Consider the following 15,113-nt stretch of genomic DNA (forward strand, 5'->3'; position numbering starts at 1 on the left):
GCCTGTATCTTAGTACACCTGAACCTCTTCACCAAGATCAAAAGAGAGTGACTGATACCCCTGGTTGAGGGCCACGGAAACAGGCAACTGTTTCGAGGAAGGACCCCAGAGCTGACGAGGACCAGGGCTGGTAAAATGATCCTTCTCCGCCCATACACTTCGCCGACTGGCAAAGAAGAGAAATGCCGGAGAATTGGTCTCTACGAGAGCCTTCTTGATCACCATCTCATCCTTTCCATGACGGCGCTCAATGTTGAGCAGACCTGTGAGAGGCAAAGCCAACACATCCCCTCCCTTCTGAAGATCCGTTACAGCCACAATATACCCTGTATGACCATCAAGGATGAGTGAACCTGCCGCAAGTCCAAGGTTCAAAGTATAAGCGGCATCAAAGAGCGTAGGAGCTCCACAACGTCCCTCATACCCAAAGAAATGGCTATTTGTCGCAAACTTGAACTTCTGGAAACGAGCGTACTCTTCTGCTGTCATATTGAGATGGCGAACCTCATCCTCATGCTTTTTCATCTCATTGAGACGCTCCTCTACCATGATGATAAGGAGTCTCTCCGTAGGAATCTGGGAAACCTGAAGATTTCCATGAGAATCGCGATCAAGCAGAAGCATATTCTCAAACTCATCAGGAAGAGAAGCCATGAGTTTAGCCAGTTCTGCAGGAAGCTTCTTGTAGATAAAATCCTTCTTTTCGTTCATTGTCTGAATAGCCTGTAGATCAGACTCATAGTGAGCCATCACCTCATTGAGTTCAGCAATGAGCCTCATCATCTCAGGAATAAACTCAATGAGTCCTTCAGGAACCACCACGACACCATGATTGATACCCTTGCTCGCTCTCTTGGCAATCACATCAGCGATGGACTGCACAAGGGCATCAAGAGACATATTCTTTTCTTTGACTTCCTCCGAGATAATTGTAATAGCAGGACGAGTCTGGAGAGCCACCTCAAGAGCCACATGGCTTGCGGCACGTCCCATCAGTTTCACAAAATGCCAGTACTTTCGAGAGGAAGGCGTATCCTGAAGAATATTTCCTACCAATTCAGCATAAATCTTGGTAGCCGTATCAAAACCAAAGGAAATGGGAAGATACGAACCAATCTGAAGATCCCCATCGATAGTCTTGGGAACCCCAATCACCTGAACACCCATATCAAACAAAATCTCAGCCAAGATAGCCGCATTGGTATTGGAATCATCACCACCAATCACCACAATGGCATTCAGGTTGTACTTCTTGACGGTTTCCTTCACCGCATTGTACTGCTCTTCTGTTTTGATCTTGGTTCTATCTGAACCCAAGAAATCAAATCCACCGGTATTGACAATCTCTCTTACCATATCATCGGTAATCTCAAAAAGCGTTCCCTCAAGAAGCCCTTTGGGTCCGTTCTTCACACCAAAGAGAGTATTGCCCTCGCCTAAAATCTTTTTGAGCCCTACCACCACATTATGCCCACCAGCTGCAGGACCACCGGAGAAAAGCACAGCCACACGCTTGCCTGTGACCTTTTTCTCCAAATTCCCTGTAGCCTTCAGGATTTTGTTCTCTGTTTTGGCTACTGTTTTGGGAAACTGCTTATTCACCGCGTCCCTATCACTGGTACCGATAACCTCATTTGACTTGGCAAACACAGCTGGCACAATCTTCCCATTCTTGAGAAACACCTTGCAAACTGGCACCTTGAGTTTACGAATCTCCTGCTCAAAAAGAGACTTATGATCTTCCATCGCTATCAACATATCCTGAAGAGACATCGTTTATCCTCCTACATAAAATTCCCTTTATAATAAACCACCCATCTGGCAGGAAGACGAATATTTCCTGGGCCAGAAGAGCCCTTAGAGGAGTCTGTCTCCTGCCTCCCGTACTCATCATAAGTTGATTGGGCTAAGAAGCCCTTGTCATAATGGAGTTTTGAGTGGGAGGACCTGCCAGAAACCACAAAATTCCATAAGGAGGAAGCCATATGCTTCACACCCCAACCCTTTTCGTCGGTATCGACGTCGCCAAAAAAGATTTCTTCGTCTGTGTCCTTGACGACCAGCGGCAGGTCCTTCACTCGTCTGCCCTCCCCATGGAGAGAGAGGGCTTTGACAAACTCCTCACCCTTCTCTCGATTTACCCAAAGGAGAGTCTGGTCGTCGGTCTTGAATCTACCGGCGGTTATCACCACCATCTTTTCAGGTTCTTGACCTCTCAGAGTTTCCGCACTTTCGTGCTTAACCCACTTCAGACACGAACGTTTTCCAGACTCTCCCTTCGAAAAACCAAAACTGACTCCATCGATGCTCATCACATCGCTCTTTTTCTCCTCTCCCAGTATCATTCCCTCGAAAAACCCTTCCGGCATCCATGTCCAGAACTCCGTAGCCTCACCCGTTACCGTGAAAAAGTCGTTACCCTCATCGCTATGGTAAAAAACCTCCTCGAGGACGCCATTTTCGACTGTTTCCCCGAAATCCTCGAGTACACCACAGGTTACCCAAAGAGCCTCCTTTCTCTCCTCCTGGCTTTCCCCGGCGCTACCGCCATCCAGAAGGCCTCTGAAAGTTCCCTCGAGGCCTTCTTCCCACCAAACAAACGGGGCAGAAAATCCCGCCTCTCCATCACTAAAATCAAAGAACTCGCCTCTTCCTCCATCGCTTCTCCAGACTCCGCCGAGGAAAACGTTCTCCAGAACATTATAAGCCAGCTCTTTTTCCTCCAGGAGCACCTCGAGAAACTTGACGCTCACATCCAGTCCCTCGCCCTTCAGGCTTTTCCCACTGAAATACAGATCCTTACCTCCGTCCCTGGTATAGGTCTTGTCGGTGCCGCTACCTTCCTCGCCGAAATAGGCTCTATCAGCCGTTTTGAGAACTACAAAAAACTCATCGCTTACGCAGGTCTTGACCCCGCTATTTATCAATCCGGACAGTCCTCGACCACAGGCCATATCTCTCGACGAGGGAACCGTCACCTCAGACGTATCCTTTTTCTCCTCGCTCGCTCTGTCAGACGTTTTGTCCCCGCTTTCGGTGAGTATTTTAACCTCAAATTTGCTCAATCCCGTGTTGCTAAAAAGGCCAATCTCTGCGTGGCTCACAAACTCCTTCGCCTCCTCTACGCCATGCTCTCTCATCAAACTACCTTCGACCCCTTTCGCCTTACCTCCTTCCCTCAGGAGGTGAATTTATAATAGTTGACTCCTCTGCCTTTATCTTTGTCACACGGCTAACGCCATGCTATTCCACCACCAAAAATTTCACCTTGTTTACACCAGGTACTTTTGCCAACTGCTGCAGCACATCCTCTTCGGGCTTCTGGTCAATAGACACTAAAATCAAAGCCTTCTTGGTTTCTTTCTTGCGACCAACATGCATATTTGCGATGTTGATACCTCTTTCACCAAGAATAGTTCCCACCCTTCCTACCACACCTGGCACATCATCATTGGCTATCAGAATCATATTTCCCGAAGGTGTAGCTTCAAAGAAGTAATTATTGAAATTCACCATCTTGCCATGAGACTGGGCATACACTGTTCCCCAGAGTTCCAGTTCTTCTTTGTCACTTTTCACTATCACCTTGAGAAGATTGGTGTATTCACAGGGAGTATCATCCATAACTTCCTCAATCTTGATACCCCTGGACTGAGCGGTAGGAAGAGAATTCACATAGTTCACGGTATCACCCAAGAAAGGCATAAAAAGCCCTTTCAACAGAGAACGGGTGAGAAGATTGACATCCTTTGACGAAATCTCTCCATGCCCCACCACTCTCACTGCCTCAAGCTGTCCCTCAAGAATCTGACCCGCCATATTCCCCAATCTTTCAGAGAGTTGCACAAACGCCTTGAGGCGGTTGAAGTCCTCTTTGCTTACCGAAGGCATATTCACTGAATTGACAATCATACCATGGAGCAAGAAGTTTGCCACAGCCTCAGCACTTTCAATGGCTACATTGTACTGAGCCTCTGAGGTTGAAGCCCCAAGATGAGGAGCAAGAATACAGTTAGGAGCGTCGAGAAGCGGGTTATTGGAATCAAAGGGAGGCTCTTTGGAATACACATCAATAGCTGCCCCGGCAATCCGCCCACTCTTGAGAGCTTCAGCAAGAGCCGCCTCATCGATAATCCCTCCACGAGCACAATTGATGATACGGACTGATTTCTTCATCATCTCAATCTCTTTTTTGCCAATGAGTCCACGGGTAGCTTCAGTGAGAGGGGTATGGACGGTGATAAAATCAGACTCTTTGTAGATCTTTTCAAGAGAAGCAAGCTCAATTTCAAGCTTTTGAGCCATTTCCTCAGAGAGATAGGGATCATACCCGAGAACCCTCATCCCGAAAGCCCTGGCTCTCTTGGCCACCTCTGTTCCAATGCGACCAAGACCAATGATACCAATGGTCTTGTTAAGGAGTTCCACCCCTTTGAAGCTTTTTCTATCCCATACCTTCTGCTGCATAGAGGCATGCGCAAAGGGAATCTTTCTCGCAAGAGAAATCATCATGGCAAAGGTATATTCTGCTGTCGAAATCGTATTCCCCGAAGGAGCATTCACCACGACAATACCCTTCTTCGTCGCTGTGGGAACATCAATATTGTCTACTCCCACTCCTGCACGGGCGATAATCTTGAGTCCCTCAGAGGCCTCGAGCACCTCTTTGGTGAGCTTCGTTTCACTCCGTACGATGATCGCATCATACCCCTTGAGCTCCTGGATCAGGGCCTCTCCCTTGAGGGTTTCCTTTTCCACCACCTCAAACTCTTTGTAACGCCTGAGAATCTCTACCCCTTCGGCATCGAGTTTATCTGTGACTAAAATACGAAACATATATACTCCTTGTTATTATCTTTTCCCTTTCACGAAGTCCACAAAACTCCCCGCCCCCTTTTTTGGCTTATTCGACCGAAATAGCCCCTACAGGACACTGATCGGCGGCATCCTTGGCCAAGGAAGCGTCATACTCAGAGAGAGGTTTCACATGAGCCTTGCCATCTGCCTGCATCTCAAAAAGATCGGCATAGATACTTTCACACACCCCACATCCAATACAGGTGGCCTGGTCAATCTTTACTGCCATAGAGTCCTCCTGGAAAAAAATTGAGGATTTATTGTAGCATAAAGAGATTTTTTTTTCAACAAAGAGGCTTTTTTACCAAAGAAAACGTCATTTCAAAGAAAAAGATGTACCGAGACCTTTGCACGAATGTGCAAAGGTCTCAAGAAAGTAATAGAAAACAGAAAGTGGTATAAAAATATTCCTTTTCATAATAAACAAGCCTATTTTTTAGATGAAAAAAGGCATATAAGCCTTTGTAAACAGAAAAAGCGGGGTTTCAGGGGCGTAGCCCCTGACCCAGAAAGGGAAAAAATACTCGTGCAAGGGTCCCGTACCAATGTTTTTTTCCATGTTTCAACAAAAGTCACTGGTTGGCTGACAAAAGCAAATACCCCCCCTTCTTTTTTGCAAAAAAATACCTTTTTCGCTACAATAAAAAGACAAAAAAAAGAAAGCGGAGATGTCTATGGCTTTTCTGCCGGCTAACCTTTACGAACTTTCCCCGCAAGAGAAGCAAGTCCTTCTTGACCAGCTGGAAAAACAATACAAATCCATTCAAGAAGAAAAACTCCACCTCGACATGACGAGAGGAAAGCCAAGCCCTGAACAACTTGATCTCTCTCTTCCCATGCTTTCTCTGGTAGATGAAAAACACTACAAAAGTGAAAACCATACCGACTGCCGCAACTATGGGGTATTAGATGGTCTTTCTGAGACCAAACGCCTTTTCTCCTGGATATTGGATATCCCCGCTGACAATATCTTCGTCGGTGGAAATTCCAGTCTCAACCTGATGTACGATGTTCTTGTCCAGGCGATGCTGTACGGTGTTCCTGGAGGAAATAAACCCTGGAAAGATGAAGAAAAAATCTCTTTCCTTTGCCCTGTTCCGGGTTATGATAGACATTTTGCCATCCTTGAACATCTTGGGATTGAGATGATCCCTGTCCGACTTGGAGACAATGGTCCTGATATGGAGACCGTGGTTTCCTTAGTAGAATCCAACCCTTCTATCAAAGGTATCTTCTGCGTACCCAAATACTCCAATCCCACAGGAATCACCTATTCGGACGAGGTGGTGAAGGCTTTTGTCACTCTCAAGCCTGCTGCTCCTGATTTTCGTATTTTCTGGGACAATGCCTATGCTATTCATCATATCGACTACCCCGGAGACCATCTTTTGAATGTCTTTGAAGAGGCCAAAAACCATCACTGTGAGGATAGGTTTTATATCTTCTCCTCAACATCCAAAATTACCTTCGCCGGAGGTGGAGTAGCCTGTGTAGCTACTGGCAAGAAAAACTTAGAGGCTCTCAAAAAGCACTATGGCATCCAGACCATAGGCTACGATAAACTCAATCAACTCCGACACGCTCTCTTTTTCAAGGACAAACAGTCCCTTGAAAGTCATATGAAAAAACACGCCGATATCCTTCGTCCCAAAAAAGACCTCGTTGTTCGTACCCTTTCAGAACAGTTCGCCAACCTTGGAATTGTGAGATGGACGAACCCCAAGGGAGGCTACTTTGTGAGTTTGGACACCCTTCCTGGCTGTGCCAAGATGGTGGTTTCTCTTGCCCATGAAGCAGGGGTCAAACTCACCCCGGCTGGTTCCACCTTCCCCTACAAAAATGACCCAAAAGACACCTCTATTCGTTTGGCGTTCTCTTATCCCTCTCTCAAAGAGATCGAAAAAGCCATGGAAGTCATCTCCCTCTGTATTGCTATAGCCTCCCTTCGTTCGATGCTTCATCAGAAATAAGATGAGATGGCGTTGTTCTCATCCCCTTTTGACGATCTTTTTTGAAGAGGAGGATGGCGTCCTTCAGAGAGTGGAACTCTCTCTCCCTGATTCCACCCATCCCTCTGATAACCACCCTTTCTGTGAGGTTTTTATAGACTATTTGAATGGCAAAGAGATAACCTGGCCGCCCTATAACCAGAACCTTCTCACCCCTTTTCAAAAGAGCGTCTTTAGCCACGTCATTTCCATCCCACGGGGAGAAGTGAGAACCTACGGGGAGATTGCCCGCCTCATAGGAAAACCCAAAGCAACTCGAGCAGTCGCAAGAGCCCTATCCCGTAATCCCTTTCCGCTCGTGATACCCTGCCATAGAGTGGTAAGCCATGCCTTTCCAAAAGAATTGGGTGGTTATACACCCAATCCCGCTTTCAAAAGACTTCTCTTGAAAAACGAAGGGTTTTCTCTTTGATTCCTCAGAAGGCTGGCTCTGGTCTAAATCTCACCTTTTCGTTGATATAAGCCTTTTCTCAGAGTTTTTCTCTACTTTCCCTCATCAAGTTCATCAAGGAGTTCTTGTGCGCCTTCTCCCATCTCTCCTTCTGGATCAAGTTGAATTACCCGTTCCAGATAGGCTCTCCCTTTTTCTCTCTCATCAAGATCCAGTAAACAACTCCCCAACAAGTAAAGAATCTCCGGATCATCAGGACGCCTCTGAAGCAACCACTCATAATCCTGCACGGCTTTTTGAATCTCGCCCACCAGATCATAAAATCCAGCCCTCATCTCATAAAGGCTTTCCTCCTCAGGCAAAAGTTCAATAGCCTTGGTGAGATCCTCAATAACCTTTTTCTCATCAGTCTGACACTCTGTCCGGTAGATATAAAGCCATGGGATAGTGGGATCCATGGCAATACCCTGCGTATAAGCTTGCATCGCCTTTTTTTTGTTGTTCTCATAATCTACGTAAAAACGCCCTAAAATAAGGGCATCCCATGCAGAAAAAAGAGGTTGTTTTTTTGCTTTCTGAAGAATTCTTCTAGCTTCTATCTCTTTTTCATTCAGAAGATAATATCGCCATATAGCAAGTAATACCCCTACTGACTGGGGAAAATTCCTAAAAAGCCTCTCTATCACCTCTTCCTCTTCATCCGGATCATCAAGAAGGCTATATTTCATCAGAAGCGCAGGAAGAGTGAGTTCTGGATCTTTTGCTGCCTCATCAAAAAGACTGAGTACCTTTTTCCACTCTTCCTCCGTATTATCCCATGCTAAATAGGCTGACATAGCCTTCTCAAATATCGCTTTGCTTTTTGTTTGAGAAAACATACCTTTCTCCTTTTCATTTTGTACATAGTAAAGAGAAAATTATTTTTTTGCCAATAAAGAATCTTTTTTCCACAAAGAAAAGCCCCGTCTCTCTGAAAAAGTCAAAAGAAGATAACCCGTTCTCTCAAGAAGGCTGGGTTTTTTGAAGACGGATAACAGACTGAATAAACTCCTCAAGTTTGCGTTTATCTTTCCAGTCGAGATTGCTTGATAACTTCACCCCAATCGGCTTGTGCCCTTCAGGGGTATCATCATAGACATTGACAATCGTTGCCATGGTTTTAATCACCGTATCGTCGGGAAAATAAAGCTGAATATACACCCTTCTCCCCAAACGAATATACTTATAAAGGTCTGGATCCGTTACCTGAATCTTGATGCCCATCACCCCAAGATCAATCACAGGCTGAGGCTCTTTTGCCACCACCTCAAACGAACACTTGGTAAACAGGTTATCAATAGCATTCACAGCAAGAGAGTTCAAACGAACCACGTGGCTCTTGTTGATATAATCCCTCTGGGTCACCACCCGAATCTGCCCAATGGTTTCCTCTTCAAAGATGAGAGGAACAATAATCTCGCTTTTGATACCGTTTTTCACATAGAAGTCCTTGATCTTGTCTAAGTGAGCCATGATAGCCTCACGGATAGCCCCCTTTTCCATCATGAACTTCACATAATTATCATAGGTAAGATAGTTCTCATCTTTCAGGGCTAAATTACTGGTATTGAAAACCACAAAAGGCTTTTTGTACTCTTTCAAAATCTGTACTATCACATTTTTTTCTGTCCCATCGTAGAGGGTCACCTTTGCCATAGAGTAGTTTTCTGAACGAACAAGGTTACTTTCAATGGTACTGATGATCAGATGAATCTTCTGTGAGAGTTCATTGTCTTCTATCGATGGGTCTACCACCCGGACACTGACAATAGTGTACATCTTGGAGATATAAGGATTCCCCTGTACCATAATACGGGGATAACGTCGTTTGGGATGACTTCGCAAAACATCAGGAAGCGAAATAGAATTCGCCGAGGTAGGATAAGCGGTAAAAAGAAAGGTATCCGAACCAAAAGAAACCTCTGCTTCAAGAGGACGCATCTTGTAGTTTTCCAGGGATTGACCATGAGGATTGGTTACAGAACTGAAATAGACCTCTCCGTTCTTACACTCTTTGCACGTGGCTTCAAACTCTGTATTTCTCTCACGAAGAATAATCTTCACCTTATTGGCACAAAAAATCGAAAAATGTTTGAAGATCTCTCGTTCGTCCTGATAGATCGCCTCTGTGATAGCCATCGCGCCTCTCTTATCCTTTTTCTTGTATATATTTATCGGCATAGGAAAAAGAAATATTTAGAATTCCCCAAAAGAATACACTTTTTTGTGGAGATGGAAACTCAAAGCACAAGGTCTTGTTTTTGTTGTCGCTTTCTTTATTTTCTCTCTTATATCTTCTTTTTTGCTTAGTTTAGGGCTTCACGAAAGATTTTCTGTTCTCGCCTTCTCTCAAAAAGATTGCACATAATTTTTTGATATGAAAAGAAATAAAAAGAATTTTTTTAAAAAAAGGAGAGAACTTGTCCTAAGAAGGCATCCCCTTCTCTTCTCCAAAAGAGAAAAACCCCCGAAAACATCAAACGATGCCCTCGGGAGTTTTCCTTTCCTAAAGAAATCTTATAACCGATGATGCTTGATCACCCTTCCCTCGGTGATATACACCACCTCTTCGGCAATATTCGTCGTGATGTCGGCAATCTTCTCAAGATGGCGAGAAACACTCAGCATGAGAAGCCAGGGAAGAATATCCCCTTCTCTTTTGTTCATGTGTTCTACCAGATCATGATTGATGCTATCCCGAAGGGCATTCACCTCCGCATCAGCACGAATCACTTCCATGGCCTTCACAGGATCCTCCTGCACAAAGGCTTCCATTCCCTGACGAAGCATTTGCAGAGAAATTTTCTTCATCTTTTCGTACTTTTCAAGAGGAAAATCCACGGGATATTCACACAAAGAACAGGCATCTTTGGCAATATTGGTGGCAATATCCCCGATCCTCTCCAGATCCCCGGCCATTTTGTAGATCATCATCGCAAAGCGAAGTACCTTGGCTTCTGGCTGATAGAGGGCAATAAAACTGATACAGGCCTCATCAAGTTTGTTTTCCCAGATATCAGCCTGCCGTTCATCATACTCGATAACCCCTTCGGCAAGCGATTTGTTCTTCTCTAAAAAAGCAGTAAGGGATTTATCCACCATTTCTTCTACGAGAGTAGCGTATTTGATAATCTCTGCCTTGAGATCGGTGAATTTTTCCTTTGCAGACATGGTTTTTCTCCTATCCAAATTTTCCTGAGAGGTATTCCTCGGTTCTCTTGTCCTCTGGGACAGTGAAAACCTTTTCTGTTGGACCATACTCCACCAGATTCCCCAAGTACATAAAGGCGGTATAATCAGACACACGCCCCGCCTGCGCAATGTTATGGGTCACAAGAACAATAGAGACGGTGGACTTGAGTTCAGTAATCAGTTCTTCAATATGACTTGTGGATTTCGGATCAAGGGCCGAGGTTGGTTCATCCAAGAGAAGCACCTGCGGTTTCATAGCAAGGGCGCGGGCAATACAGAGACGCTGTTGCTGGCCTCCTGAAAGAAACGTCCCGCGTTTATGAAGCTTGTCCTTGACCTCGGTCCAGAGGGCCGCCTTTCGAAGGCTTTCTTCAACAATCTGATCCGCCTCATCGCGCTTGAGGGGGATATTGTTGAGTTTGTATCCCGCTATCACGTTATCATAGATACTCATATTGGGGAAGGGATTGGGGCGCTGAAACACCATTCCCGTCATACGACGCACCTGCATGGCGGAGAGAGAAAAGATATTGACCCCACTCAGGATAATCTCTCCTTCTACCCGCACGGTGGGATCAAGCTCATGCATCCGGTTAAGACAACGAAGAAGGGTTGTCTTTCCACAACCCGAAGGTCCCATAATAGCGTGTACCTTGTTGTGATAAAAATCCAGTGAAACAGACATAAGAGCCTGCTGTTCACCATAAAACACATTGAGATTTCGTACTTCGATTAGTGGCTTCATAACTTCACCTTCCATCGTTTAACTATCACCGTACTGACAAGATTTATGAGAAGAACGGTAACTGTCAACACAAGGGCTGTTGCCCAGGCAACGGATATCCACTCATCCACAGGAGAAGTTGCGTATTTGAATATCAGCGTGGGAAGGGTTTCCATAGGCTTCAACACATTGGCATGAAGGATCCTTGCCCCAAACGCCGTAAACAGAAGTGGCGCCGTTTCTCCTAAAATTCGAGAGATACCTACCAGCACTCCTGTGGTAATCCCACTGAGAGAACAGGGAATCAGTATCTTGAAAATCACTTCATGCTTGGGTGCCCCCAAGGCATAGGCCGCCTCCTTGAGAATAGAAGGGATCAGGCGTAAATTTTCTTCTGTATTTTTCACCACTACAGGGATCATAATAAGTGCCAAAGCAATACTTCCCGAAAGCGCCGAAAAGGACCGAAGTGGCACAACAAACCAGATATAAGCCAAAAGCCCCATCACAATAGAAGGGATACTTTGAATGAGTTCCACAATAGTACGGAGAAAAGAAGAAAATCGATTCTTGTACTCCGCAAGATAAATCCCTGTCATAATCCCAATAGGAGTAGCCATAAGCGTCGCGATACCCGTAATCAAGAGCGTCCCCACTAAGGCATTGAGAATCCCCCCCTGATTCTGATCTCTCACAAAGAGAAAAGGGCTAAAGCCACTGATCCCGCGGAAAAAGATATACCCAATAATCCACACCAGTGGAATAACCACCACCACCGAAAGCACCAATACCACGCTGAAGAACACCTTGTCCTTTATCAAATTCGTCTTGAGATGTGTTTTCGTTGTGTCCATATCACTTCTCCATTGAGAGAGCTTTGATAATCTTCTGTCCAATAAAACTGAAAACAATCGTGAAAAGAAGAAGTAGAAGCCCCAGTTCAGAGAGGGAGGTTGTGTGCAAGCCTGTGGACTCAGCATACTCATTGGCAATCACACTGGCAATGGTATTCCCTGCCGCGAAGAGAGAGGTAGGAATCTGGTTCATATTCCCTATCACCATAGTGACAGCCATGGTTTCTCCCAAAGCCCGTCCAAAAGCAAGAACCTGTCCTGCAAGGATCCCTGAAGAGGCATAAGGAAGAATAATCTTCTGGATTACCTTGTACCGTGGACTGCCCAAGGAAAGAGCGGCTTCTTTGAGGTCTCTGGGAACTAACTGGATCACTTCATAGGCAAGGGAGGTAGAATACGGCAAGATCATCACCGCTAACACCAAAGCCGCGGTGAGTATCCCCACTCCCAAAGGCACCACTCCAAAGGAAGCCAAAGAGATTTGCCATTTTTGAATGAGAGGAACAAGCACAAAAAGCCCCCACATTCCATAGATAACCGAAGGAATGCCGGCTAAAAGTTTCACGGCAGTTTTGAGAAGAGAAGAAAGCACCCCTTCAGGTTGATACTCTCCTAAGAAAATAGCCAAAGCCATTGAAAAAGGAAGAGAGATCAAAATCGCCAACACAGACGTGAGAAAGGTTCCTGCCAAGAAAGGAAGGCCCCCAAAGATACCCGCATCAGGATGCCATTCCTGACCAAAAAAGATATTCCAGCCATTATGCTTAATCGCAGGGAGAGAAAAGGCGAAAAGACTCAAAAGCGTCGCAAGAATAAAAAGAGCCACAAACCCTACAGAAAACCACAGAGAAGATGAAAACAAGAACCGTGAGAAGGCATTTGCCTTCTCACGGGTTTGTACCATAGAACTAACGGACTTTCTTTCCATTAAAAACCACCGAATTCAACAGATTTTCAGCAACCTTCACAGCCTGAGTAGAGAGAGGACCATAGTCTAAGGTAGGATGAACCTTCTGACCTTCATGAGCCATCCACCAGAGGGTATCCACAATAGCCTTGGCACGAGCGGCATCCTTGAGGTAGGAAAGATCCTTGTAGAGAAGGATCCAGGTAGTAGCCGCAATAGGATAAGCCCCTTTCGCAGGACTATTCACCACATCCGCAATACCATCAGCAGGTACAGTAGCGATAGCGGCAGCTAAAGACTTGGGATCGGCGGCATCAATGAACTCACCAGCAGCATTTTTGAGAAGAGCATAGGCAAGACCATTCTGCTTGGCATATGCAAATTCCACATAGCCAATGCTTCCGGGAACCTGCTTCACATAAGCAGCCACGCCAGGGTTACCCTTGCCGCCAATACCCACAGGCCACTTTGGAGACTTACTAATACCAACTTCCTTCTCCCAATCTTTGCTAATCTTGGTGAGGTACAACGTGAAATTATAGGTGGTACCGGAAGAATCAGAACGGCGCACAACCACAATGTTGAGATCAGGAAGAGTTATACCAGGGTTGAGATTAGCGATAGCTGGATCATTCCACTTGGTGATCTGGCCAAGGTAAATCTTGGCGATGGTATCCCCATCAAGGCGAAGCTTAAGATTACCAGGAAGGTTATACACCATTACAATAGCCCCAAGCGCCATAGGAATGTGAAGAACCTCAGCACCAGCCTGCTTCTTCTCATCATCAGTAAGAGGAGCATCAGACCCAGCAAAATCCACCGTTTTGGCGATGAGTTGCTTGATACCTGCTCCAGATCCTACTCCCTGATAGTTCACACGGTGAACCGTATACTGTTTGAACATAGCCACATACAGAGGTTCAGGGAAAGTAGCACCTGCAGCATTCAAATCAACACCAAAGACCTGAGCGGCAATGACGATCATTGCCAAGAGGTATGTTTTTCGCATGGAAAAACCTCCTTTCTATAAATTAAGGGTTTTCTCTTTTTCTGTCAAGTTTCCCCAAACATCACCTTTTGTCGCTGTAGAGTATAAAGAACCTCCGTGAATTGTGAGTGAATATACCGTGAATTTTTGATGAATTTTTGTTAAAAAAATATTATATTTATGTCCTGTAGTATAAAGAATACTTTTTGTTATCGAATTTCGATTTGCTGAAATAAAGAAATACCTCTTGATTTTGCAAAAATTCCTTGTTTTCCCAAAAGTTGACAGAAAAACGGTTTTATCATATAATGAATAAAATCCAATGAGGGAGTCTTATGGAGGCATCGGATCTCATTCGGGGAACAAAGGAATATATTGCTGAACGTATCGAACAAACCCGAAAAAAACTTCTCCTGGTTTACAAGACTACCAAAGACGACAGCAAGAAATTTGAACTTGAAACCACCTTCAGACAGATTGACAAAGATCTTCAAAAACTTGATTTAGGACAGTTTGAAGAAAAGGATCTTGTGAGATATGGTATTTCACTCCAGGATCTTGAAATGGCCTTTGAGGAACGCCTCCATGACAAACGGGCAACTTACCGTATCTTGAATAATATTCGTGTGGAACCCGTAACTCCCAATACCCGAAACGAAGAAGTCAATGCCATCTGGAGTTACCTCCGCTTTTTTGGCCAGGAGTATCTTGGCCTTCTTTCCGAACAAAACCTCAAGTTGGACTACGGCCATGCCTACCAGAGAGATCAATTCTACACGCTCTACAATGATACACTCAAGGTGGTAAGTGAATACGGGGAAATCAGCGATCAGATTGCCCATGCTGAACTCACCAACAACAAAGAATATCGATCAAGACTCATTCAACTTCAAAATAAACAATATCGGGATATTATCCTGAGAGTGGGGAAATTTTTGCGTTCTCTTCAAACCTTTGTACAAAGTATTTTCTCTTCAGAAGAAGAGGGGGTCAAGGCCCTTTTAGACCCTGAAGCTATTGTTCAGATCGAAGGGACCGATAGTTCTCTTAATGGAGTAACCGCCCAAAAAGCCCTCCAGGATCTTGCTCGATATGTCGAAGAATTTCTTGACTACATCAAGATACCAGATATTTCAAAAGTAGAGGAGTAGT

The 15,113-nt window shown here is 45.0% G+C and carries 15 protein-coding genes; 4 read left to right on the forward strand and 11 right to left on the reverse strand.

Annotated features, from left to right (window positions below):
- Positions 1-9: 9 nt before the first annotated feature.
- Positions 10-1,773, reverse strand: coding sequence for a diphosphate--fructose-6-phosphate 1-phosphotransferase (locus BREVNS_RS10505; protein ID WP_483426959.1), 1,764 nt, complete (start codon positions 1,771-1,773; stop codon positions 10-12).
- 11 nt (positions 1,774-1,784) lie between these two features.
- Positions 1,785-1,985, reverse strand: a complete 201-nt coding sequence (locus tag BREVNS_RS10510; RefSeq protein ID WP_483426166.1) for a hypothetical protein — start codon at positions 1,983-1,985, stop codon at positions 1,785-1,787.
- Between BREVNS_RS10510 and BREVNS_RS10515 the strand changes: the two genes are divergently transcribed.
- Positions 1,986-3,197 carry an IS110 family RNA-guided transposase gene (locus BREVNS_RS10515; RefSeq protein ID WP_483426960.1) on the forward strand — a complete coding sequence of 404 codons (1,212 nt, stop codon included), beginning with the start codon at positions 1,986-1,988 and terminating at the stop codon, positions 3,195-3,197.
- A 46-nt stretch (positions 3,198-3,243) separates the two neighbouring features.
- On the opposite strand, the gene serA is transcribed toward BREVNS_RS10515, so the two are convergent.
- On the reverse strand, positions 3,244-4,836 hold the full coding sequence (gene serA, locus BREVNS_RS10520; RefSeq protein ID WP_483426961.1) for a phosphoglycerate dehydrogenase: 1,593 nt from the start codon (positions 4,834-4,836) through the stop codon (positions 3,244-3,246).
- 67 nt (positions 4,837-4,903) lie between these two features.
- Positions 4,904-5,086 (reverse strand): ferredoxin, encoded by a 183-nt coding sequence (locus BREVNS_RS10525; protein WP_483426962.1) that lies wholly within the window; start codon positions 5,084-5,086, stop codon positions 4,904-4,906.
- A gap of 445 nt (positions 5,087-5,531) precedes the next feature.
- On the opposite strand from BREVNS_RS10525, the gene BREVNS_RS10530 reads away from it, so the two are divergent.
- Together BREVNS_RS10530 and BREVNS_RS10535 are read left to right on the forward strand one after the other, a co-directional pair.
- Positions 5,532-6,827, forward strand: coding sequence for an aspartate aminotransferase type Ic (locus tag BREVNS_RS10530; protein WP_483426963.1), 1,296 nt, complete (start codon positions 5,532-5,534; stop codon positions 6,825-6,827).
- Between the two features lies 1 nt (position 6,828).
- Entirely contained in the window at positions 6,829-7,278 is a 450-nt protein-coding gene (locus tag BREVNS_RS10535; protein WP_483426964.1) for a methylated-DNA--[protein]-cysteine S-methyltransferase, read from the forward strand.
- 71 nt (positions 7,279-7,349) lie between these two features.
- Here the strand turns inward: BREVNS_RS10535 and BREVNS_RS10540 are convergent, their stop codons facing one another.
- From BREVNS_RS10540 to pstS, 7 genes are all read right to left on the reverse strand, one after another.
- Positions 7,350-8,135, reverse strand: a complete 786-nt coding sequence (locus tag BREVNS_RS10540) for a tetratricopeptide repeat protein (protein WP_483426965.1) — start codon at positions 8,133-8,135, stop codon at positions 7,350-7,352.
- Between the two features lie 124 nt (positions 8,136-8,259).
- Entirely contained in the window at positions 8,260-9,435 is a 1,176-nt protein-coding gene (locus BREVNS_RS10545; protein WP_483426966.1) for a DUF1577 domain-containing protein, read from the reverse strand.
- Between the two features lie 378 nt (positions 9,436-9,813).
- Positions 9,814-10,467, reverse strand: a complete 654-nt coding sequence (gene phoU, locus BREVNS_RS10550; protein ID WP_483426967.1) for a phosphate signaling complex protein PhoU — start codon at positions 10,465-10,467, stop codon at positions 9,814-9,816.
- A gap of 10 nt (positions 10,468-10,477) precedes the next feature.
- A complete protein-coding gene (gene pstB, locus BREVNS_RS10555; RefSeq protein ID WP_483426968.1) occupies positions 10,478-11,233 on the reverse strand; it encodes a phosphate ABC transporter ATP-binding protein PstB in 756 nt (251 codons plus the stop codon).
- On the reverse strand, positions 11,230-12,066 hold the full coding sequence (gene pstA / locus BREVNS_RS10560; protein ID WP_483426969.1) for a phosphate ABC transporter permease PstA: 837 nt from the start codon (positions 12,064-12,066) through the stop codon (positions 11,230-11,232). The genes pstB and pstA overlap by 4 nt, the downstream gene beginning before the upstream one ends.
- Position 12,067: 1 nt before the next feature.
- A complete protein-coding gene (gene pstC, locus BREVNS_RS10565; protein ID WP_483426970.1) occupies positions 12,068-12,994 on the reverse strand; it encodes a phosphate ABC transporter permease subunit PstC in 927 nt (308 codons plus the stop codon).
- Positions 12,975-13,982, reverse strand: a complete 1,008-nt coding sequence (pstS, locus tag BREVNS_RS10570) for a phosphate ABC transporter substrate-binding protein PstS (protein WP_483426971.1) — start codon at positions 13,980-13,982, stop codon at positions 12,975-12,977. The genes pstC and pstS overlap by 20 nt, the downstream gene beginning before the upstream one ends.
- A 314-nt stretch (positions 13,983-14,296) precedes the next feature.
- Between pstS and BREVNS_RS10575 the strand changes: the two genes are divergently transcribed.
- Positions 14,297-15,112, forward strand: coding sequence for a hypothetical protein (locus BREVNS_RS10575; RefSeq protein ID WP_483426972.1), 816 nt, complete (start codon positions 14,297-14,299; stop codon positions 15,110-15,112).
- Position 15,113: the final 1 nt, after the last annotated feature.

Origin of the sequence: Longinema margulisiae (assembly GCF_025266855.1) — a bacterium.
In the GTDB taxonomy this organism is placed as follows: Bacteria; Spirochaetota; Brevinematia; order Brevinematales; family Thermospiraceae; genus Thermospira.

Bases quoted from the DNA above. Each gene is read 5' to 3' on its own strand.
- BREVNS_RS10505 (WP_483426959.1), bottom strand. From the start codon at position 1,773: ATGTCTCTTCAGGATATGTTGATAGCGATGGAAGATCATAAGTCTCTT.
- BREVNS_RS10510 (WP_483426166.1), bottom strand. From the start codon at position 1,985: ATGGCTTCCTCCTTATGGAATTTTGTGGTTTCTGGCAGGTCCTCCCAC.
- BREVNS_RS10515 (WP_483426960.1), top strand. From the start codon at position 1,986: ATGCTTCACACCCCAACCCTTTTCGTCGGTATCGACGTCGCCAAAAAA.
- serA (WP_483426961.1), bottom strand. From the start codon at position 4,836: ATGTTTCGTATTTTAGTCACAGATAAACTCGATGCCGAAGGGGTAGAG.
- BREVNS_RS10525 (WP_483426962.1), bottom strand. From the start codon at position 5,086: ATGGCAGTAAAGATTGACCAGGCCACCTGTATTGGATGTGGGGTGTGT.
- BREVNS_RS10530 (WP_483426963.1), top strand. From the start codon at position 5,532: ATGGCTTTTCTGCCGGCTAACCTTTACGAACTTTCCCCGCAAGAGAAG.
- BREVNS_RS10535 (WP_483426964.1), top strand. From the start codon at position 6,829: ATGAGATGGCGTTGTTCTCATCCCCTTTTGACGATCTTTTTTGAAGAG.
- BREVNS_RS10540 (WP_483426965.1), bottom strand. From the start codon at position 8,135: ATGTTTTCTCAAACAAAAAGCAAAGCGATATTTGAGAAGGCTATGTCA.
- BREVNS_RS10545 (WP_483426966.1), bottom strand. From the start codon at position 9,435: ATGGCTATCACAGAGGCGATCTATCAGGACGAACGAGAGATCTTCAAA.
- phoU (WP_483426967.1), bottom strand. From the start codon at position 10,467: ATGTCTGCAAAGGAAAAATTCACCGATCTCAAGGCAGAGATTATCAAA.
- pstB (WP_483426968.1), bottom strand. From the start codon at position 11,233: ATGAAGCCACTAATCGAAGTACGAAATCTCAATGTGTTTTATGGTGAA.
- pstA (WP_483426969.1), bottom strand. From the start codon at position 12,066: ATGGACACAACGAAAACACATCTCAAGACGAATTTGATAAAGGACAAG.
- pstC (WP_483426970.1), bottom strand. From the start codon at position 12,994: ATGGAAAGAAAGTCCGTTAGTTCTATGGTACAAACCCGTGAGAAGGCA.
- pstS (WP_483426971.1), bottom strand. From the start codon at position 13,982: ATGCGAAAAACATACCTCTTGGCAATGATCGTCATTGCCGCTCAGGTC.
- BREVNS_RS10575 (WP_483426972.1), top strand. From the start codon at position 14,297: ATGGAGGCATCGGATCTCATTCGGGGAACAAAGGAATATATTGCTGAA.